This window comes from Nonomuraea sp. NPDC023979 (genome assembly GCF_040639085.1).
Classification (GTDB): domain Bacteria; phylum Actinomycetota; class Actinomycetes; order Streptosporangiales; family Streptosporangiaceae; genus Nonomuraea; species Nonomuraea ceibae.
Window position 1 is genome coordinate 540,595 of sequence record NZ_JBEZZG010000001.1, and the last position, 19,071, is coordinate 559,665.

The following is a 19,071-nucleotide window of genomic DNA, read 5'->3' on the forward strand; positions in this document are numbered from 1 at the left end:
CCCCCCGGGCCCACGCCTCACACCAGGTCGGGCGGGGTCGGTCGGGCCGAGCCGGTGCGCCCGTGCCGGGTCGGCCGGGCCGGGGCGGCGCGCGGGCTGGAGCGGCCGCCCCAGCGGGTCATGCCGGGGCGATCGCCTGGAGGAGGGCGCGGGCCTCGGCCACCGGGCGGGCGGCGCCCTTGCGGGCCGCCAGCTCGGCCAGCCCGGGAATGCCGACCCGCGCTCCGGCCTGTGGGCCGGTGCGTGCCCCGGCCAGGGCGGCGGCCTTGACCGCGACCGCGAGCAGGTCGGCAAGCCCTGGACGGGCAGGCTCACCGGCCCCCGGCAGCAGGGCGGGCAGCGCGGACGCCAGCATCGTCCACGTCTCGCCGTGCGCACCCGACAGCGCGAGCTCCTCCAGCGCGGGCGCGACCCGCTTGAGCGTCACGGAGTCCAGCGCCACAAGGGTGGCCAGCGCCCAGCCGAGATCCCCGGCTGACAATTCCCCACGCAGGGCGAGGATCTTCGCCGCGTCGATCGCGTGCACCCGTACGGCAGGCTGCTTGTGCCCCATGCCCAGCACGATCGCGGCGGCCGTGGCCCGCCCCACCGGACCGTCCCCGTACGCCAGCGCGGGCAGCACGTCCACCTGGGCGTCACGGTGGCGCAGGTCCACGGCGAAACACTCCAGCACGTGCGCGGCCAGCGCTTCCCGATGGGACGGCAGCACCGAGGGCCACCACGCCATCCGGTCCGAATGGCCGGCGAAGTATTCCCTGGGCTCCAGCGTGAACAGCTCGCGGATCCGCTCCGGCAGGCCCGGCGCCGACGTCATACGGGCGTGCAGCTCGGTGACGGGGGCGTAGTTCTGGTAGCCGCCGAGGTTCCGCATCACGCTCGCCGGGCCGTACGCGATGACCGGATCGGCCGCCCCGCCCGCCCGCAGCCACGCCGCCAGCCTCCGCCCCGCCGCCGACGTCAGCCTCTCCGCCCGGCCGAGCGCCACCGGGTCGACGGCCCGGGGCAGGCGGAGCAGCGCCTGGCAGAAGTCGAGAGGCAGCGGCTCGCGGTCACCCAGGAGTTCGAGCCGGTCGACGAGCGTTGCGGCGTCGAGGCGCCCCGTGCGCGCGGTCGGGGTGGCCAGCAGCAACGGGACGCTCCCACCCGCCTCGAACAGGGCCACGACCTCCCGGTAGCGGTCCCTGATGAACCAGTCGAGCACGGTCTCATAGGGAGGATTCCTCGCCAGATAGTCGCTGATCTGGCGGGAGAGCACGGCGCTGTCCGACGGCGACACCACCGCGAGCGCGCACAGGGACAGCAGCGAGTAAGGGTGATAGCAGGTGCTCGGGTCAGCCCATAACGGGTAGCCGTGCTCGAAGCTGCCCCACCGCTCGTTCCGCCACGGCCGCAGCGCCTCGGCAGTGCCCTCGCGGTCACGGTGGACGTGCTCGACCAGCGCGGCGAGCATCAGCTCGTAGCGGATGGGGTCGTGCGGCCAGCTCATGGAGGACAGCGCGGCGGCCAGCTCCGCCGCCGAGCCGATCGGCCCCGGCATGCCCGGCAGCGCGGGCGCGGTCAACGGCGTGGTGACCGGGGTCTCGGGCGGCGCCGGCACGACCTCCCCGTAGGCGGCGGCGATCCGGGCCAGGGCCTCCGGCGGCAGGACCGCCGCCGCCTCCCGCACCGCCTCACGGGCCGCCCGGCTCGCCTGCGGCGCCAGCTTGACCGCCAACCGCACCGCCCGATCCCGCAACGACGGCACCTCCACCCCGAAAACCAGCCCCAACGCCACAACCGCCCCATCAACGCGGTTGGACGCTCCCTGGCCGCCCGCCTCATCGCCGTGACCGGACGCCCCCTCACCGGGCCGGCCCCCGACCAGGCCGGACGCCCCCTCGCCGGGCTGGCCCCCGACGCGGTCGGACGGGGCCTTCGGGCGTGGGGTGGCTGGGCGGGTGGGGGCGGACTGCGCGATCCACTGGAGCGCCGTCGTGACGTACTTCCGCTCCTGCCGGAACGCCAGCGCGCCGACCGCCTCGGCGAACAGCTCGTCGCCCAGCCCGCCCGCCTCGTCGGCGCGGCGCAGCTCGGCGGCGGCCAGCCGCACCAGCGGCGAGGCGGCGAACGGCAGCACCCGCACCAGGTCCACCACGGGAAGCTCCGCCACCTCCGGCCGCAGCTCCTCCCACAGGGACACGAACGGCTCGACCTCCCGGGCGTCGCCACCGTTGAGGAACTTCGACGCGCACCCGCCGATCAGCGCCTTCCGGTCCAGCCGCCCTTCGCCCGCCAGCCCGGCCAGCGCCCCGATCACCGTGGGGTGCTGGTACGCCGAGTTCCACGCCCGGTCGTGCGCCAGCGGCCGGGCGACGCCCTCGGCCTGGAACAGCCGGGGCACCATGAACTCCAGCAGCGGATGGTCGCGCACCAGGTCGGCGCCCGCGCCTGTCCACAGCCTGTGGTGCAGGTGCCACACCCAGCCCGCCACGAACGCGTCGTTGTCGGGCGGCTCGATCCCCGTCTCGATCACCAGCGTGGCGGCCAGGTCCCAGCCGGGCTCGCCGTCCACCCGCCCCGCGAGCCCGCGACCGCCCGGACGGAGCCCGGCGGCCAGCCGTCGGGCCAGGTCGCGCCGCCACGGCTCCGGCCGGTCGCGGACCAGCCGCGAGATCCGCTCGGCGTCGGCCTTGGGCGACGGCACCGGACGCAGCTCGCGCCGGTCGAGCCAGGCGGCGACCTGGGCGGCCCCGCCCAGGCAGGCCGCCCCCGCCATGCGCAGGGCGGGAGCGGCGCCGGCGACCCCCCAGGGTGACTCGTCGCGCACCCGCCCGGCCAGGTAGCCGGGCAGCTCCGCGGCCACCGCCTTACGGTCGGCCGCCCCGAGTCCCAACAGGAACGCCACCAGCCCGTCCCCGCCGTCCCCGTTCTCGATCCGTCGCCGGATCTCCTCCCACGGACCCACGCCCCACCTCCACCCGGCCACGGCAAGCAACGCCCGAACGCTACCGACCCCCACCGACAACCAGGGGCCGACATCAGGAGGCCGGGGGAAGGCCCCAGCGCCCCACCGACATCCGGGAGGGCCCACTGGCGTCCGGGAGGGCGCACCGGCAGCCGACACCCGGGGGAACGCCCGGGGGGTCAGCCGAGGGCTTCGCCGACGCCTTCCACGTCGCGGATCGCGCTCATGACCTGTTCGCTGCGCCCGGTCGCCGGGTCGAAGACGGTCACGCCCAGGGGCGGCGCCTCCTGGGGCATCCCGAACACCAGCTTGGTCCCGTAGAAGGCCACCGGCAGGTTGCCGCCGGGCAGCGTGGGGACGACGGTGCCGGGCACGCCCTCCCGCATCGACAGCACCTGGGCCGAGTCACCCCAGGCCACGGCCACCCGCCCGTCGGGTGCGGCGGCGAGCGCGGAGCCGGTGCTGGAGGACCCGCAGGCTCCACACTCGACGGTGTCGAGGATCCGGGCGTGGTCGAGGACGAGCACGTTGCCGCACTGCCCCTCCGTGGCGGCGAACGTGCCGCCGGGCACGTAGGCGACGGCGTCGCCGAGCTCGCACTCGCTGCCGCCGTCGTGCTTGACGGCTTCGAGCCGCTCGGCCCGCACGTCCGCGATCATGGTCACGGCGCCGTCGTAGGGGCCGATGCCGTTGGCGAGCTGCCTGCCGCTGCCGTCGTCGCGTTCGCGTGGGGAGCCGACGAGCAGCCCGGTGCGGCCGTCGGGGAGTGGGCCGACGGCCACGGTGGCGCCGAAGCCGTCGTGCGGCTCGCTGTTGCCGGGGACGCCTTCGGTCTCCTGGGTGATGCGCCGGGGCGGCGTGGTGTCGCCGTCGGTCACGTAGACGGCGCCCGCCTGCTGGACGCCGCTGTCGTTCTCCTCCGGCGCCCCGATGGCGATGGTCCCGCCGTGGGCGGCCACGGCGGCGCCGAACCGAGCGCCCGGCTGCGGGTTCGGCGAGACGATCTTCCTGTACGGCGCGGCGTTCCCGCCGTACAGGACGTAGACGGCGCCCGCGCTGTGCCCGCCGTCGACCTTCGTGTACGGGGCTCCGACGACGACGTCGGCGCACCCGTCGGCGTTGACGCGGGCGAGGGCCACCGAGGACCCGATGGCGTCGGCGGCCAGGTCGGGGATGCGCAGGTGGACGAGCTTGCCCGCGCTGAGGATCGACACCTGCCCGCCGGTGAGCATGCGGTTGCCCACGGCGACGTCGTCGTGTCCGTCGCCGTCGAAGTCCCGCGCGCTCGCCTTGGCGCAACGGTCCGCGGGGGAGGCGGCGCCGGTGGGGCCGGCCGGGGCCGCGCCCGCGCCGGGATCGCACGCGGTGAGCGTGATGAGGAGTGCCGTGAACGCGAGCACGAGCCGCCGTGACATATCCCGATGATTGCGGATCCATCCCACCCACGGCCACTCGGCGCAGGGCCCGTGTGACACTGGCGCGGGAGGTGGGATGGCTTGCGCCCGGTCGTCGAGTACGAGGGCTAGACGATCTCCAGGTTGGCCATCATGGCCATGTCCTCGTGCTCGGCGTTGTGGCAGTGGAACAGGTAGCGCCCCCGGTAGCCGTCGAAGCGGGTGATGATCTCCACCCCTTCGCCCGGCCGCAGGGCGACGGTGTCCTTGAGCCCGGCGTCGTGGGGGAGCGGCGGCCGGCCCCGGCGCGAGAGCACCTGGAAGCCGACCAGGTGCAGGTGGACGGGGTGGTGGACGTCCGCCACGAGCCGCCAGATCTCGACGTCGCCGAGGCGGGCGGTGACGTCCGTGCGGGCGGGGTCGAACGGCAGCCCGCCGATCAGCCAGCCGTGACGGCCGTGCATCCGCCCGGCACGGAACGAGAGGTCGCGCACCCGGACCGCGTCCGACCGCCGCCATCGGGGCAGATCGGTGGAGAGCGTACGGGGGATGCGGCTGTCGTCGGCGGCCCTGCGCGCTACGCGGAAGGCCATCACGTCGCGCGTCCGGCCCGAGCCGAGCCGGTTCACCAGCCGGACCAGGCCGCCGACGGGGACGCCGGAGAAGTCGACGACCACGTCGTGGCGTTCGGCGGGGGCCATCGGCAGGACCCGGTGGGTGACCGGCGCCGCGAGAAGCCCCTGGTCGGCGCCGATCTGGACGAGGTCGAGGCGGCGCCCGTCGCCGGTGACCGCTTCGAGCTCGTAGTGGCGGGCGTTGGAGGCGTTCAGCAGGCGCAGCCTGTAGCGGGCGGCGTCGGCCTCGTGCACGGGCCAGGGCGCGCCGTTGACCAGGATCACGTCGCCGAGCACGCCGGCCAGGTACTCCTCGCGCACGCCCGGCCGTCCGCGCAGCGTGGGGTCGAGCGACGGGTAGTCGAGGCCGCCGTCGGCGGTGAAAGCCCGGTCCGCGATCATGAGCGGCAGCTCGCGCGGCCCGGCGGGCAGGCCGAGCGCGTCCTCGGCGTCGTCGCGCACGATGTGCAGCCCGGCCAGGCCGCGCCAGATCGCCGGGGCGGTGAAGTCCATCCGGTGGTCGTGGTACCAGAGCAGGGTGGGCCGCTGGTCGAGAGGGAACGTGTATTCCCTGGTCAGCTCCGACACCACCGCGCGCGGGTCGTGCATGGCGTGCCCGCCGTGGTCCCATTCGCGGGGCAGGACGAGGTCGGTCGGGTAGCCGTCGGAGTCCGCCGGGGTCCGGCCGCCGTGCAGGTGCACGACGGTGGGCACGGGCAGGTCGTTGCGGTGCGTGACGGTGACCGGCCTGCCGCGCCGCGACTCGATCGTGGGCCCGGGGAAGACGCCCTCGTACGTCCACAGCGGCGTCCTGACGCCGGGCAGGATCTCCGCGGTCACCTCGCGCTGGGTGATCGCGTAGCGGTCGACGCCGCCGGCGGTGCTGACCGGCTTGAGCACGGCGGGCAGCGGCAGCGGCACCCGGAACGGCGGCGGCAGCGGCACGGCGCTGCGCAGCTCGGCGCCGGTGACGGCCGGGCGGCGGGCCAGCGCGGCCGAGGTCGACAGCCCGGCGGCGGCCACCAGCCCGAGCGTCCCGCCGATGCCGAACAGCCGCCGCCTGGTCACCCCGTACTGCTCAGGCATCACGGACCTCCCGCCGTCCGAGAGGCCGCCAGGTGGCGATGAACTGCACGACGACCCCCGCGACGGTCGTCACCCCGAGCGGGACGTGCAGCCACAGCGCGCTCTCCATCCCGGCGAAGTACTGCACGGTCTCGGCCGCGACCACCGCCAGCGTGGCCAGGAACGGCCAGACCTGGCGCATCCGCACCCACGCCACGACGGCCACCACCAGCTGCACGTAGCCGATGGAGGTGGTCACGTCGGCGCCCACCGCGTGCCAGCGCAGGCTCCCGTAGTCACCGGTCAGATAGACCCCGGCGAAGACCGGCTGGGCGGCGATCGCCACCAGGTGCGCGCTGACGACGGCCCGCAGGGCCCATGCCGTCGGCGTCGTCATGACGGATCCTCCTGTCACGTCGTCCGTTCGTCGACGCGTCCGACACTATGACTCGACGGTTATCTTGTCGAAGATCAATATTGCTATGCTGTCATGCACCGGGAGGCATGATGGATCTGAACGCGCTGCGCCAGTTCGTGGCCGTGGCCCGGCTGGAGCACCTCAGCCGCGCCGCCGAGGAGCTGCGCGTCGCCCAGCCGTCGCTCAGCCGCACGATCGCCCGGCTGGAGAACGAGCTGGGCACGCCGCTGTTCGAGCGCAGCGGCCGTCTCCGGCTCAACGACGTGGGCCGGCTCTTCCTCGGCCACGTCGAACGCGCCCTGGGCGAGCTCGACGCGGGCGCCCGGGCCGTCGCCGACGCCGTCAGCGAGGGCGTCGGCGGCGTGCGGCTGGCGTCGGAGACGTTCCTCACGCTCACCGGGCCGCTGGCCGCCTACAAGCGCGCCCATCCCGACGTCGAGGTCGAGCTCCGCTGGATGCCCGCCGACGACATGGCCCGCGCCCTGCGCGCACAGGAGGTCGACCTGTGCGTGGCCTCCCAGCCCATCGCCGCCGAGGGCCTGACGGCGGTCCAGCTGCTCGACGACGTGGTGGGGGTGGCCACGCCGCCCGGCCACCCGCTCGCCGGCCGCGCCCGCGTGAGCGTCGACGAGCTCGCCGGGCAGCCTCTCGTCAGCGCCCGCGCGGGCCACTGGCAGCGCCGCCTGCTGGAGCGGCTGTTCGCCGCGCGCGGCCTCACCCCGAAGATCGTCTGCGAGGTGGACGAGCCCAGCGCCATCGCCGGGCTGATCAGCGCCGGGCTCGGCATCGGCCTCGTCCCCGGCTTCGCCAGGCGCGTCTCCGCCGGGTTCGCCGGGTGCTGGATTCCCGTCGACAGCCCCGACTGCCGGCGCACGGTCACCCTCTACTGGGCCACCGGCAGCCGCCTGCCGGCCGCCGCCCGCCTGATGCGCTCCACGATCACCGGCTGGGACTGGGACCCGGCCTGACGTTCGAGGGGGCTGCGTCGTCGTACCGATGACACCACAGGAGAGGACGCATCATCATGCCCACACAGCGCGAGAGCGACGAGGCCGCGATCCGGCAGCACGTCGGGAAGATCGTCGAAGGGCTCCGGGCCAAGGACCTCGACGGTCTGCGGAGCCTCTACGCGGCGGACGTCGTGTCCTTCGACATAGAGCCGCCCCTGCAGCACGTCGGGGTCGAGGCGAAGATGAAGAACTGGACGAACGTGTTCGCGGTCTTCGAGACCGTCGACTACGAGGTCCGCGACCTCGCGCTCACCGTGGGCGACGAGGTGGCGTTCGGGCACTGCTTCGGCCGGTTGAGCGGCACGCTGAAGAACGGCACGGCGACGAGCGGCATGTGGGTGCGGGGCACGTTCTGCTTCCGCAAGGCCGACGGCCGCTGGCTGATCGCGCACGACCAGGTGTCCGTGCCGTTCGACCTGGCCAGCGGCCGGGGCGTCGTCGACCTCCAGCCCTGACCCGAGCGGGTCAGGGGCGCCTGAGCCGGACCGTGAGGAACGACGGCGCCCGGTGCAGCCGGTCGTAGGCGGCCTCGTCGACCTCCCGCAGCTCGGCGGTGGGCCGGGGCTCGGCCAGGTGCTCCAGCACGAACCCCGCCGCCAGCAGCTCGCCCAGGAACGTCTCCAGCGGCAGGCGCTGGTAGTGGATCGACAGCCCGCTGTCGCCGAGAGGCAGGTCCCGCCAGTCGTGGCTGAAGTACGAGCCGCCGAAGTGCTGCCAGTCGGCCGTGGGGTGGGTGGTCGACACCAGCAGCCAGCCGCCCGGCCGCAGCACGCGGCGCAGCTCGCCCAGCAGCCGCGCCCGGTCGCGGACGTGCTCGTACACGAGCGCGCAGAGCGCCCCGTCGAACGACGCGTCGGCGGCGAAGCCCAGCGGCTCCTCCAGGTCGTGCAGCAGCAGCTCGGCCCGGCCGCCGACGCGGGCCCGCGCGTGGCCCAGCAGGGTGGCGCTGCCGTCGACGCCGACCACCTGGGCGCCGCGCGCCACCAGCTCGGCCGCGTAGTGGCCCGCCCCGCAGCCGACGTCCAGGACGCGCGCCCCCGACACGTCGCCGGCCAGCGCGAGCATCGCGGGCCTGTCGGTGTAGGCGTTGTACGGGCTCGTCTCGGCATGCCCGGCGAAGTGGTCGCCGAGCGCGTCATGGTAAGCGGTGCGCATCGGGCCATCATCGCGCGAGCGCCCGCTACAGGCCGACCCAGCGCCGGTAGGGGCCGAGGTCGACGTTGCCGCCGCAGACGACGGTGACGACGTGGCGCCCGGCGAACCGGTCAGGGTCCTCCAGCACGGCGGCCACGCCGAGGGCCGCCGACGGTTCGGCGACGAGCCCGGCGTGCTCCAGCAGCAGCCGCAGACCCGTGACGATCGACGCCTCCTCGACCAGGACGGCGTCGTCGGCGACCGCCAGCAGGTCGGCCAGGACGGCGGGGATCGGGCGGCGGCCGGCGACGCCGTCGGCGATGGTGTCGGTGGTGTCGGTGGTGACGACCTCGCGCGCGTGCCACGAGCGGGTCATCGCGGGCGCGCCGTGCGGCTGCACGCAGATCACCTCGACCTCCGGCAGCAGCGTCTTCATGACGTGTCCCACGCCGGTGGCCATCGCCCCGCCGCCCAGGGCGATCAGGACCGTGTCGAACGCGGGCGTCCCGGCCGCCAGCTCCAGCCCGATGGTCGCCGCGCCCTCGCACGTCTCGAGGTCGAGGCTGTCCTCGACCAGCCGGACGCCCCGCTGCCGGGCGAGCTCGGCGGCCCGTTCGCGGGCCTGGTCGAAGTCGCCCGCCACCAGCTCCAGCTCGGCGCCGAGCGCGCGGATCCGGTCGAGCTTGACGGCGGGCGCCCGGCGTGCGGCCACGACGGTCACGCCCAGGCCGCGGCGGCGGCCCGACCAGGCGAGCGCCTGGCCGAGGTTGCCCGCGCTCGCGCACACCACCTCCGGCCTGCCCTGATCGGCCAGCAGGCTCGTGACCAGCTCGGTCCCCCGGGCCTTGAAGCTGCGGACCGGGTTCGCCGTCTCCAGCTTGACGCTCACCGTGCAGCCGAGCCGCTGCCCCAGCGCGTCGCACTCGTACAGCGGCGTGTCCAGGAAGCGCGGGTCGATCACCGCGCGGGCCGCGCGGATCCGGCCGAGGTCGAGGCGCGTGCCGGGCTCGGCGGGCGGCATCGGTCAGCGCTCCGGGCGGCCGACGCCGGTCAGGACGGGGGCGGCGCGGTGGGCGCTGGACAGGTGGACGCCCGTGGCGCGTTCGGCGAGGGCGAGCGCGCCGGCGACGGGATGGCCGGGGAACTCGGGCCGCTCACCGTCGACGTCGACGCCGAGCGCCCGCAGGTCGTCCGCGAGCCGGTCGGGGTCGGAGCCCCGCCGGAGCCGGTAGGAGAACAGGCCGAACGCGGTGATCAGCTCCCCGTCGGCGTAGTAGCCGAAGTCCGCGCCGCTGTGCGTGACCCGGACGACGGCCGCGACCGTGCCGGCCGACAGGCGGGCGATCCCGTCGTGGACGGCTCCGTCGCCGAAGCGTTCGAGCAGGACGGTCCCGCCGTCGGCTGCGTAGGCGGAGACGCCGTGCCCGTCCTGGCCGAGGGGGCCGGGGGTGACGCCGATGCGCCGCATGGCCTCCTCGGGCGTCAGGTCGCGGGCGAACCCGGCGTGCAGCCAGGGCCCGCCGGGGTCGCCGGTGAACCCGGCGCACAGCCAGGCGTGGGCCGAGCCGGTCATCGCCGGTCCTGCCTCGGCTCGAACCGGACGAACGGAATGTGCATGCCCACCTCGCGGTAATCCTCCTGGCTCCCGTCGACGGCGTAGCCCATGAGCTTGCACAGGCGGCGGGCGGCGGCGGGGTGCCGGGACGCGTATCGGGCCATGATGTCAGGCCCCTCCTCGGCGGGGACAGGGGTGGCCGTCACCTGGAGGACGCGCCCGCCGACCTGGACGGTCACCTCCGGGGCGGCCATGACGTTGCGATACCAGTCGGCCTTGACACCGAACCCGGAGGCGGCCAGGTAGCCGCGCCCGTCGTGCGCGACGACCTCGATGACGGCCTGGCGGCGCAGCCCGGAGACCCGGCCGGTGTGGTTGAGCAGCATGACGCGGCGGCCCAGCAGCGCGCCCAGGCCCAGGCGGTAGAGGAGGATGGGCAGCCGCCACAGCCTGCGGCTCAGCCCGGTCGGCGGCGCGGGCCTCTTGACGATCTCCACTGTGTCAGCCCCTTCCGGGTGTCGTGGCCGGGTCCTCGCCGGGGAGCAGGCTCTCCGCCACGGCCAGCGCCTCGTCCGTGGGCAGCTCGCCGTCGATCATCTGGTGCAGCATCAGCCCGTCGATCGCGGCGACGGCCAGCGTGGCGATCCCGATCGCCCGGGCGGCGGGCCGGCCGGGGTGGAGGGCGCGCAGCCGGTCGGCGATCCGCTGCCGGGCCTGGCGGAGCTCGTCGCGCAGCATGGCGCCGAGCGCGGGGTCGCGGGTCGCGCCGATGATCAGCTCGGCGGCCAGCCGGGGCGCGGGCTCGGCGCCGCCGGTGCGCGGCAGCAGGGCGCGGATGGCGGCCAGCGCGGTCCGCTCGTCCTCGGCGGCGAGCAGCTCGTCGACGAGCGGGTTGACGAGGAGGTCGGTGCCGCGCCGGAAGATCGCCGCGTGCAGGCCGGGCAGGCCGCCGAAGTGGTAGTGGATCAGGCCGGGGTTGGTGCCGGCGCGCTCGGCCACGGCCCGCGCGGTGACGCCGGGCCACCCGTGCTCGCCCAGGAGCGCGAGCCCGGCCTCCACCAGTTGCTCGCGCCGCCGGTCGCCGCGCGGCGAATTTGGTCGCTCGGCCAAGTTGGTCATGCGGCCAAACTAGCACGCCCGCCCGGACGGGGCTCAGCCGGGCCGGTAGGCCGCCAGGAAGACCCGCACGGCGGAGTCGGCGTAGTGGTCGAGCTCCGCCTCCGTGAATGCGACGTCGTCACCGCAGAACATGACCCTGTTGACCGGGATCGAGGTGGTGAGCCAGGTGAAGTGGTTGGCCGCGATCAGCGAGTCGTCGATCCGCAGCAGGCCCCGGCGCGCGAGCTCCTCGAAGCACGACGCCAGCGAGGCGTGCACGCGCTCGGGCCCCGCCTCGAAGTAGGCCCGGCCGAGCTTGGGGAAGCGGCCGGCCTCGGCGATGACCAGGCGGCGCACGCGTAGTTGCGACGGCTGGGTGAGAGCGCGCACGAACTCGTGCGCGACGGCCCGCAGCGTGGTCTCCACGTCGTCGGCGGTGGCCAGCTCGGTCATCGCGGCCTTGAAGATCTGGTCGATGCCGACGAGCCGGTCGAGCACGATCTCCTCGAAGAGCTGCTCCTTGCGGCCGAAGTGCTTGTAGATCGTCTGCTTCGAGGCCCCGGCGGCGGCCGCGATCTCGTCGGTCTTGGCGCCCACGTACCCGTCGCGCAGGAAGACCTCCATGGCCGCGTCCATGATGCGCCGCCTGACCTGGGCGCCGGGCCGTTCCTTGGCCGTCGCGTGCGGGGCTTCGACTTGCGTCACTTCGGTTCCTCCTACGCGTGCGGTGAACAGGCCTGTTGACACCAAGCGTACAGTACCGTACGGTTCCGATCACGCAGAACTGTACCGTACGGTACTGCTACAGCAGAGGGAGAACGCGGATGCGCAAGATCGTGAGTGGCCTCTTCATCTCGCTTGACGGCGTGGTCGAGGCGCCCGACCAGTGGCACTTCCCCTACTTCGACGACGAGATGGGCAATGCCGTCCAGGCCATGATGGACGGCACCGAGGCGATGCTCCTGGGCCGCCGCACCTACGAGGAGTTCGCCTCCTACTGGCCCACCTCGACCGACGACCTGGCCGGATACATGAACGACACCCCGAAGTACGTGGTGTCCAACACGCTGACCTCCGTCACCGAGTGGCAGAACTCCACGCTCGTCACCGGCGACCTCGTCAAGGAGATCGCCCGGCTCAAGGAGCAGCCGGGCGGGAAGATCAGCATGTCCGGCAGCGGCACGCTCGTCAGCTCACTCGTGCGCGAGGGGCTGCTGGACGAGCTGCACCTGCTGCTCCACCCGATCGTCGTCGGCTCGGGCAAGCGGCTCTTCGGCGACGGCGCGCAGGCGCCGCTCCGCCTGACCGGCTCGCAGACCTTCGCCAGCGGCGTGCTGCACCTGGCCTACGCGCCCACCGTCTGACCAGCCCGACCAGCCTGGCCAGCCCGACCGGATCATCAGACGGTCTCCAGCGTGGTGGTGATCTCCACGCTGTCGCCGATGGTCCGCGCGATGGGGCAGTGGCGGGTGTGCCGGTCGTGCGCCCGGGCCACCTCGTCCGGGTCCACGCCCTCGGCCAGGCGCACCAGGTAGCGCACGTGCACGGAGGCGATGCGCAGCACCCCGCCGTCCTTGACGATGATCCCCTCGGCCTCCGACGTCAGCGCGCCGTCGGTCGTCGGCTGGCCGAGCCGCCCGAGCAGGCCGGACAGGGTGCCGGTCAGGCATCCGGCGGTCGCGCCCACCAGGTAGTCCAGGGTGGTGGCGTGCGGCTCGATGGTGTCGAGCGGCACGTTGTAGTGCTCGGCCACCCCGCCGTGCATGCCCATCGGCACCTGCCCGTCCAGCGGCACGGTGACCAGCTTCGTGCGGCCGGGCGCGGCCTCGACGCTCACCCGGGCGATCTCGGCGACGGTGCTGCTGTCGATCATGTTCACTGCTCCTTGTCGTGGCGGGGCGGTCAGCGGGTGGTGTTGGACGCCGCGGCGGTCAGCGCGCCGAAGTCGACGCGGCCGCCGTCCAGGGGGACGACGGCGGCCACGTAGCAGTCGGGGCGCACCACGTACACGACGTCCTGCTCGCCGGCGTACACGTCCCACATCTCGTCGGACAGCACGGTGAGCACCCCGGAACCGGCGGGGGTGGGGGCCAGGACGGCGCGGCGCACCCACGCGGGGGCGGGGACGGCGTCGAGCGCGGTCCGCAGCCCGGAGGTCAGGCCGCCCCGGCCGGGCACGGCCAGCAGGGTGAGCGCGCCCGCGACGGCGGCGCGCAGTGTGGTCGTCCGGCCGCCCTGGGCGCAGCGCAGGTCGGGCAGCGGCTCGCCCGGCCGCACCCGGGGGGAGGGCAGCGCGGTCGGCGCGGTCAGGACGGAGCCGGTGTAGGGGAACGGCTCGTACAGCTTGCCGCTGTCGACCCGGTTCGCCTGGTCGGGGGCGTCGGCGGCGGCGGCCAGCGCGGCGTCGCGGGCCCGGCGGCCGGCCTCGTCGTCGGGGGTCATGAACTTCATGGACGCCCCGGTGACCGCCAGGTTGTGGTCGGCGGCGGCGGCCCGCTCGGCCTCGTAGCTGTCCAGGAGCGCGGGCCCGGCCTGGCCGTTGAGCACGAAGCCGAGCTTCCAGGCCAGGTTCTCGGCGTCCTCCATGCCGCTGTTCATGCCGCGGGCGCCGAACGGCGACACGACGTGCGCGGCGTCGCCCACCAGGAACACCCGGCCGCTGCGGAAGGCCGAGGCCCGGCACTGCTGGAAGGTGTAGGTGTTGCTGCGGACCACGCGCACCGGGTGGTCGCCGATCGCGGTGGCGATGCGGGCGCGGACGCGCTCGGGGTCGGTGAGGACGTCGGCGTCGGCGTCCAGCGGAATCTGCCAGTCGAGCCGCCACAGCCGCCGGGTCACGCCGTGCATGAGCACGATGCCCTCGGGGTGGAAGGGCGGGTTGAACCAGAGCCGCCGCTCCCGCTCGAACGGCAGCTCGGCCTCGAAGTCGGCGACGAGGAAGCGGCCCTGGGTCTGCCAGCCGTCGAAGGTGATGCCCAGGTGGCGGCGGATCCGGCTGCCGATGCCGTCGGCGGCGACCAGGTAGGCGCCGGTGTGGGTCTCCTCGCCGTCGGGGCCGGTGGCGGTGACCCGTACGCCGGAATCGTCCTGCTCGAAGGCGTCGACGGTGCGGCCGAGCCGGATGTCGGCCAGGCCGGTCGCCAGCGCCGCCTCGTGGAGCAGCTCCTCGATGCGGAACTGCGGGAAATTGACGAAAGGCGGGTAGATCTCCTCGCCCTTCGGCGGGAACCTGAGCTGGAGAATCTCCTGGTCGCCGTAGTAGGTGCGGCCCAGTGACCAGCTCACGCCGTCGTTGACGATCTCGTCGGCGAGGCCGAGCCGGTCATACAGCGCGAGGATGTCACGCTGCACGGTGACGGCTCTCGACTGGCGGCAGCTCGGCTGGTCACGCCGCTCCAGCACCACCGAGCGCACGTTCTGCCGGGCGAGGAGGAGCGCGGTGGCCAGGCCCACGGGCCCCGCTCCCACGATCACCACACGGGGAGAAGAACTTGAGCTGTCCGGCAGAACCATCGCCACCTCCGGCGTGACCGATATTCGGTCGCTACGACCGTCTATTGGTCATAGCGTGCCCTGTCTGCGGCCGGACTTCAAGAGGTACGGCCAAGGCGTACGGTGAAGTCGTGTTGGCGCGTGAGTGCGCGAAGCGCGATAATCGCTCACATGCCCCGATTTTCGAGGGGTGGTAACCCCGTCCTTCGCCTGGGAGTGAGACCGTGACCGAACCGGCCAGACCCGCTGAGATCGCGCAGACGCTCGACCGGGGGCTGCACCTGCTGGAGATCCTCGCCGAGGCGGACCCGGACCACGGGCTCTCCCCGACCGAGGCCGCCGCCAAGCTGGGCGTCCACCGTTCCATCGCCGCCCGCCTGCTGGCGACCCTGCTGCGGCGCGGGTTCGTCCGGCGCAACCGCGAGGGCCGCTACCTGCTGGGCATGGGCCTGTTCACGCTGGCCCGCCAGGTGTCGCAGAACCTCCTGGTCGTGGCGGGCCCGCTGCTCACCGAGATCGCCGAGCGCCTCGACGCCACCGCCGTCATGCACGTCGCCGACGGTGACGGCGCCGTCACCCTGGCCTCCGTCGAGCCCAAGCGGGCCAGCTTCCACATCGGCCTGCGCACCGGCTCGCGCCACCCGCTGGGCACCGCCGCCACCGGCATCGCCATCCTGGCCGGCCGCCCGGCCGAGCCGGGCGAGCGCGACAAGGTCGCCCAGGGGCGCGAGCAGGGGTACGTGGTCACGACGGGTGAGCTCGTCCCCAACTTCACCGGCATCGCCGCGCCCATCGTGGTCAACGGCTGGTGCGACGCCAGCGTCGGCGTCGTCATCCCCAAGGAGCGTCAGCACGACGAGCGGGCGCTGGCCGACGAGGTGATCACGCTGGCCAGGAGCATCGCGCTCGCCCTCACCTGACCCCTGACGTGACCTCCGCCCGCGCCGAGCGCGGGCGTGCGAGGCCCCGGAGCCCCGAGCGGGCACCGGGGCCTTTCGCATGTCCGCACGATTGACAACCCTTCACCCCCTGCGCGAGGATCGCCGATATGCGGTACCTGTAACCGATAATAGAACGCCCATGCATGCAGGGGCACGATCTCGAATGGGGTGGCCATGGTCTACTACAGGCGCCTGGGCGAAGTGCCGCGCAAGCGGCACTCCCAGTTCCGCGGCGGCGACGGCGTCCTCTACCACGAGGAGATGCAGGGCGAGGAGGGGTTCAGCTGGACCCAGTCGTTCCTGTACCACCGCCGGATCCCGACCGCCATCACCGCGGCGGAGAGCCGGCCCGACACCGGCGGCGGGCTCCGGCCGAACGACCCGCTGCTGCCACGGCACCTGCGCACCCACGCGTTCGAGCCGGGCGGCGACCCGATCCTCGACCGGCGGGTCCTCATGGGCAACTCCGACGTGACGATCTCGTACGTCGCCGCCGACGCCGACAGCCCGCTCTACCGCAACGCCGTCGGCGACGAGCTCGTCTACGTCGAGTCCGGCTCGGCCGTGCTGGAGTCGCCCTTCGGCCGGATGGAGGTCGGTGACGGCGACTACGTCGTCATCCCCACCTCCACCACCCACCGGTGGCGGCTGCTCGGCGGGGAGCTGAGACTGTTCGTGGTGACGGCGTCGGGCGGCGGGCACATCAGGCCGCCCAAGCGCTTCATGTCGCCGTTCGGGCAGTTCCTGGACGGCTCGCCGTACAACGAGCGCGACATCCGCGGCCCCGAGGAGCTGACGTCCGCCGACGGCCCCGCCGACGTCTACGTCAAGCACCGGCGTGGCCTGACCCGCTACACCTACGCCTACCACCCGTTCGACGTGGTGGGCTGGGACGGCTACAACTACCCCTACGCGCTGTCCATTCGCGACTTCACCCCCTCGACGGGCGCGCTGCACCTGCCGCCGCCCACCTACATCACGTTCGAGGGGCCGGGCTTCGTCATCTGCTCGTTCGTGCCGCGCATGTACGACTACCACCCGGACGCGGTGAAGGTCCCCTACAACCACGCCAACGTCGACTCCGACGAGGTGCTGTTCTACTGCGGCGGCGACTTCATGAGCCGGGCCGGCACGGGCATCGGCATGGGCTCGGTCTCCCTGCACCCGGCGGGCTACATCCACGGCCCGCAGCCGGGCAGCGCGGAGAAGAGCCTGACGGTGACCAGGACCGAGGAGTACGCGGTCATGGTGGACACGTTCCGGCCGCTCGACCTCGGGCCCGACCTCAGCGAGGCGGAGGACGCCGGCTACGCCTGGTCGTGGGCGCGCGGCGCCGGTATCGACGTCGGCGGGTGAACCACCACGGCGAAGGGCCCTGCGACTCACGGTCGCAGGGCCCTTCGCCGTCAGGAGGCCGGTGTGTGCTCGGCCGGGACGGCACGGCGCGGCGTCAGCGCCTTCCGCGCCCGTGTGGCCAGCGCCGCCAGCCCCTTCGGCTCGTAGAACAGGATGACCACGATCAGCCCGCCGTAGAGGATCTGCGCCACGTAGGCGGGCCCGAAGTCGGACACCGCGCCGCCCATGCCCGGCACGGCGTCGCTGTAGCGCTGCAGGAGCAGCGGCAGCGACGACACGAACGCCGCGCCCGCGATCGCCCCGGCCACCGACGCCTGCCCGCCGATCACCACCATCGCCAGGTACTCCAGCGACAGGAACAGGTCCCAGTACTCGGGCACCACCCGCTGGAAAAGCAGGGCCAGCAGCACGCCGGCCAGGCCCGCGTACACGCTCGACAGCGTGAAGGCGACCGACCGGTAGCGCGCCACCGGCACGCCCAGCGCCGCCGCGTGCACCTCGCCGTCGCGGATCGCGGCGAAGGCCCGGCCGACCCGGCTGCGCAGCACCAGCACCGCGAACACCGTGGTCAGCACCAGCACGAGCAGCGTCACGTACCAGCCGCGCTCGGCCTGGCGCAGCGGCACCCCGAACAGCGGCAGCTCCGGCTCGACGCCCAGCACCTGGAACGAGCCGATCGTCAGCTCCGGCACGTTGCGCCCGTTGTAGCCGCCGGTGAGCGGCTCGGCCGCGAACAGCACGTGCTGGCCGATGAACACCAGCGCCAGCGACGCCACGCCCAGGTAGATGCCCTTCAACCGGCCCGCCAGCGGGCTGAACGCCAGCCCCGCCAGCCCCGCCATCGTCACCGCGATCACCGCGGCGAGCAGGCTGGGCAGCCCGAGCCCCCAGGAGTCCTCCGTGCCCGGCGAGCTGAGCCAGATGTAGCCGTAGGCGCCCACGGCCAGGAAGAACGAGTGCGCCAGGGAGAGCTGCCCGACCCGGCCGACCAGGATCATCAGCCCCACCGCGCCGATGGCCGCGGCGAAGGCGAACGAGCCCAGGTTGAGCCAGAACCGGTCGGCGTACAGGGGGATGGCCAGCAGGACCACGCCCGCCACCACCGCCACCGGCGCCCGCCACCGGATCCGCCCGGAGATCTTGTCAAACACGGACGGCCTCCCGTATCCCGAACAGCCCGGCGGGCCTGACCAGCAGCACCACCAGCATCAGCACGTACGGCGCGGCCTCCTCGAAGCCCTGCCCGAGGAACGCCAGGTGCTCGCCGTAGCCGCGGACCAGGACCTCGCTCAGCCCCACCATCAGCCCGCCGGCGATGGCGCCGGTCGTCGAGTCGAGCCCGCCGATGATCGCCGCCGGCAGCGCGCGCAGCGCCACCGCCTCGACCGACGTGTCCAGGCCCGGACTCGGGTAGGCGACGATGAACAGGCCGGCGCACACGGCCAGGGCGCCGGCCACCGCCCACGCCGTCGCCGACACCCGGCCGAGCCGGATGCCCATCAGCGACGCCGTCTCCGGGTCCTCGGCCGTGGCCCGCATGGCCACGCCGAAGTCGCTGCGGTGCAGCCAGAGCTGGAAGAGCACCAGCAGCAGCGCGCCGACGACCAGCGCGGCGATCCGCGCCTCCGCGACGCCGATGCCCAGGAAGCGCACCACGTCGTTGCCCCACGGGTCGTCCGTGGTGAGGATCTGCGAGCCGATCCGCCGGTCGGTCTCGGTCAGCAGCACCACGTCCAGCCCGATGGTCATGATGCTCGCCGCGACCACGGCGTTCGTCTTGCGGAACCTGCTGACCAGCAGGCGGTCGATCAGCACGGCCAGGATCGCGGCGGCGGCCACGCCCAGCGGGAGCGCCACCCAGAACGACAGCCCGTGCAGGCTGGTCGCGCTGGCCACCACGTACGTGCCGAACATCAGCAGGCTCGGCTGCGCGAAGTTGACCACGCTGGACGACTTGTAGATGACGACGATGCCCAGGGCGACGAGCGCGTAGACGGCACCGAGCGACGCGCCCTCCACCAGCATCGAGAGAAGTTGTGCCATGAAACCG

19 protein-coding genes are annotated in these 19,071 nt (G+C 73.7%); 5 read left to right on the forward strand and 14 right to left on the reverse strand.

The genetic code is table 11. From position 1 onward, the window contains the following. Positions 1 to 118 precede the first annotated feature (118 nt). From AB0G11_RS02615 to AB0G11_RS02630, 4 genes are all read right to left on the reverse strand, one after another. Positions 119 to 2,944 carry a hypothetical protein gene (locus AB0G11_RS02615; protein WP_357583486.1) on the reverse strand — a complete coding sequence of 942 codons (2,826 nt, stop codon included), beginning with the start codon at positions 2,942 to 2,944 and terminating at the stop codon, positions 119 to 121. Positions 2,945 to 3,123: 179 nt separating this feature from the next. Beyond that, positions 3,124 to 4,359 carry an FG-GAP-like repeat-containing protein gene (locus tag AB0G11_RS02620; protein WP_357583488.1) on the reverse strand — a complete coding sequence of 412 codons (1,236 nt, stop codon included), beginning with the start codon at positions 4,357 to 4,359 and terminating at the stop codon, positions 3,124 to 3,126. 107 nt (positions 4,360 to 4,466) lie between these two features. Beyond that, complete coding sequence (locus AB0G11_RS02625; RefSeq protein ID WP_219510349.1) at positions 4,467 to 6,038, reverse strand: multicopper oxidase domain-containing protein; 1,572 nt, start codon at positions 6,036 to 6,038, stop codon at positions 4,467 to 4,469. Further along, on the reverse strand, positions 6,031 to 6,414 hold the full coding sequence (locus tag AB0G11_RS02630) for a hypothetical protein (protein ID WP_219510350.1): 384 nt from the start codon (positions 6,412 to 6,414) through the stop codon (positions 6,031 to 6,033). Before AB0G11_RS02630 ends, AB0G11_RS02625 begins: the two co-directional genes overlap by 8 nt. 107 nt (positions 6,415 to 6,521) lie before the next feature. Between AB0G11_RS02630 and AB0G11_RS02635 the strand changes: the two genes are divergently transcribed. Beyond that, a complete protein-coding gene (locus AB0G11_RS02635) occupies positions 6,522 to 7,403 on the forward strand; it encodes a LysR substrate-binding domain-containing protein (RefSeq protein ID WP_357583490.1) in 882 nt (293 codons plus the stop codon). A gap of 56 nt (positions 7,404 to 7,459) precedes the next feature. Then, positions 7,460 to 7,900 carry a nuclear transport factor 2 family protein gene (locus tag AB0G11_RS02640; protein WP_219510351.1) on the forward strand — a complete coding sequence of 147 codons (441 nt, stop codon included), beginning with the start codon at positions 7,460 to 7,462 and terminating at the stop codon, positions 7,898 to 7,900. Between the two features lie 10 nt (positions 7,901 to 7,910). On the opposite strand, the gene AB0G11_RS02645 is transcribed toward AB0G11_RS02640, so the two are convergent. From AB0G11_RS02645 to AB0G11_RS02670, 6 genes are read right to left on the reverse strand one after another with little or no spacing between them, the layout of a single operon-like run. After that, on the reverse strand, positions 7,911 to 8,600 hold the full coding sequence (locus AB0G11_RS02645; protein ID WP_357583492.1) for a class I SAM-dependent methyltransferase: 690 nt from the start codon (positions 8,598 to 8,600) through the stop codon (positions 7,911 to 7,913). Positions 8,601 to 8,625: 25 nt separating this feature from the next. After that, on the reverse strand, positions 8,626 to 9,600 hold the full coding sequence (locus AB0G11_RS02650; RefSeq protein WP_357583494.1) for a pyridoxal-phosphate dependent enzyme: 975 nt from the start codon (positions 9,598 to 9,600) through the stop codon (positions 8,626 to 8,628). A 3-nt stretch (positions 9,601 to 9,603) separates the two neighbouring features. Then, on the reverse strand, positions 9,604 to 10,152 hold the full coding sequence (locus AB0G11_RS02655; protein ID WP_357583496.1) for a DUF6461 domain-containing protein: 549 nt from the start codon (positions 10,150 to 10,152) through the stop codon (positions 9,604 to 9,606). Further along, entirely contained in the window at positions 10,149 to 10,631 is a 483-nt protein-coding gene (locus AB0G11_RS02660) for a nitroreductase family deazaflavin-dependent oxidoreductase (protein ID WP_219510355.1), read from the reverse strand. Before AB0G11_RS02660 ends, AB0G11_RS02655 begins: the two co-directional genes overlap by 4 nt. 4 nt (positions 10,632 to 10,635) lie before the next feature. Next, on the reverse strand, positions 10,636 to 11,253 hold the full coding sequence (locus AB0G11_RS02665) for a TetR family transcriptional regulator (RefSeq protein ID WP_357583498.1): 618 nt from the start codon (positions 11,251 to 11,253) through the stop codon (positions 10,636 to 10,638). 33 nt (positions 11,254 to 11,286) lie between these two features. Beyond that, the gene (locus tag AB0G11_RS02670) at positions 11,287 to 11,937 is read right to left on the reverse strand and encodes a TetR/AcrR family transcriptional regulator (protein ID WP_219510358.1); all 651 of its coding nucleotides are present in this window, start codon (positions 11,935 to 11,937) and stop codon (positions 11,287 to 11,289) included. Positions 11,938 to 12,056: 119 nt separating this feature from the next. Here AB0G11_RS02670 and AB0G11_RS02675 point away from each other — a divergent pair, with 119 nt between their 5' ends. After that, complete coding sequence (locus AB0G11_RS02675; protein ID WP_357583500.1) at positions 12,057 to 12,596, forward strand: dihydrofolate reductase family protein; 540 nt, start codon at positions 12,057 to 12,059, stop codon at positions 12,594 to 12,596. A gap of 35 nt (positions 12,597 to 12,631) precedes the next feature. On the opposite strand, the gene AB0G11_RS02680 is transcribed toward AB0G11_RS02675, so the two are convergent. Together AB0G11_RS02680 and AB0G11_RS02685 are read right to left on the reverse strand one after the other, a co-directional pair. After that, positions 12,632 to 13,105: an OsmC family protein gene (locus tag AB0G11_RS02680; protein ID WP_357583502.1), complete on the reverse strand. Its 474-nt coding sequence runs from the start codon at positions 13,103 to 13,105 to the stop codon at positions 12,632 to 12,634. Positions 13,106 to 13,134: 29 nt separating this feature from the next. After that, positions 13,135 to 14,745: an FAD-dependent oxidoreductase gene (locus AB0G11_RS02685; RefSeq protein ID WP_357583504.1), complete on the reverse strand. Its 1,611-nt coding sequence runs from the start codon at positions 14,743 to 14,745 to the stop codon at positions 13,135 to 13,137. Positions 14,746 to 14,948: 203 nt separating this feature from the next. On the opposite strand from AB0G11_RS02685, the gene AB0G11_RS02690 reads away from it, so the two are divergent. Further along, complete coding sequence (locus AB0G11_RS02690) at positions 14,949 to 15,644, forward strand: helix-turn-helix domain-containing protein (RefSeq protein WP_219510363.1); 696 nt, start codon at positions 14,949 to 14,951, stop codon at positions 15,642 to 15,644. A gap of 195 nt (positions 15,645 to 15,839) precedes the next feature. After that, positions 15,840 to 17,021, forward strand: coding sequence for a homogentisate 1,2-dioxygenase (locus tag AB0G11_RS02695; RefSeq protein WP_357583506.1), 1,182 nt, complete (start codon positions 15,840 to 15,842; stop codon positions 17,019 to 17,021). Positions 17,022 to 17,071: 50 nt separating this feature from the next. Here AB0G11_RS02695 and AB0G11_RS02700 read toward each other — a convergent pair whose 3' ends face one another. After that, a complete protein-coding gene (locus AB0G11_RS02700) occupies positions 17,072 to 18,172 on the reverse strand; it encodes a branched-chain amino acid ABC transporter permease (RefSeq protein WP_357583508.1) in 1,101 nt (366 codons plus the stop codon). After that, a complete protein-coding gene (locus AB0G11_RS02705; RefSeq protein ID WP_219515232.1) occupies positions 18,165 to 19,064 on the reverse strand; it encodes a branched-chain amino acid ABC transporter permease in 900 nt (299 codons plus the stop codon). The genes AB0G11_RS02700 and AB0G11_RS02705 overlap by 8 nt, the downstream gene beginning before the upstream one ends. Positions 19,065 to 19,071: the final 7 nt, after the last annotated feature.

What these genes read in the sequence shown, in the direction of transcription:
- AB0G11_RS02685 (WP_357583504.1), bottom strand. Translation starts at nt 14,745, where the DNA reads ATGGTTCTGCCGGACAGCTCAAGTTCTTCTCCCCGTGTGGTGATCGTG.
- AB0G11_RS02695 (WP_357583506.1), top strand. Translation starts at nt 15,840, where the DNA reads ATGGTCTACTACAGGCGCCTGGGCGAAGTGCCGCGCAAGCGGCACTCC.
- AB0G11_RS02640 (WP_219510351.1), top strand. Translation starts at nt 7,460, where the DNA reads ATGCCCACACAGCGCGAGAGCGACGAGGCCGCGATCCGGCAGCACGTC.
- AB0G11_RS02635 (WP_357583490.1), top strand. Translation starts at nt 6,522, where the DNA reads ATGATGGATCTGAACGCGCTGCGCCAGTTCGTGGCCGTGGCCCGGCTG.
- AB0G11_RS02650 (WP_357583494.1), bottom strand. Translation starts at nt 9,600, where the DNA reads ATGCCGCCCGCCGAGCCCGGCACGCGCCTCGACCTCGGCCGGATCCGC.
- AB0G11_RS02665 (WP_357583498.1), bottom strand. Translation starts at nt 11,253, where the DNA reads ATGACCAACTTGGCCGAGCGACCAAATTCGCCGCGCGGCGACCGGCGG.
- AB0G11_RS02630 (WP_219510350.1), bottom strand. Translation starts at nt 6,414, where the DNA reads ATGACGACGCCGACGGCATGGGCCCTGCGGGCCGTCGTCAGCGCGCAC.
- AB0G11_RS02645 (WP_357583492.1), bottom strand. Translation starts at nt 8,600, where the DNA reads ATGCGCACCGCTTACCATGACGCGCTCGGCGACCACTTCGCCGGGCAT.
- AB0G11_RS02655 (WP_357583496.1), bottom strand. Translation starts at nt 10,152, where the DNA reads ATGACCGGCTCGGCCCACGCCTGGCTGTGCGCCGGGTTCACCGGCGAC.
- AB0G11_RS02680 (WP_357583502.1), bottom strand. Translation starts at nt 13,105, where the DNA reads ATGATCGACAGCAGCACCGTCGCCGAGATCGCCCGGGTGAGCGTCGAG.
- AB0G11_RS02625 (WP_219510349.1), bottom strand. Translation starts at nt 6,038, where the DNA reads ATGCCTGAGCAGTACGGGGTGACCAGGCGGCGGCTGTTCGGCATCGGC.
- AB0G11_RS02675 (WP_357583500.1), top strand. Translation starts at nt 12,057, where the DNA reads ATGCGCAAGATCGTGAGTGGCCTCTTCATCTCGCTTGACGGCGTGGTC.
- AB0G11_RS02705 (WP_219515232.1), bottom strand. Translation starts at nt 19,064, where the DNA reads ATGGCACAACTTCTCTCGATGCTGGTGGAGGGCGCGTCGCTCGGTGCC.
- AB0G11_RS02620 (WP_357583488.1), bottom strand. Translation starts at nt 4,359, where the DNA reads ATGTCACGGCGGCTCGTGCTCGCGTTCACGGCACTCCTCATCACGCTC.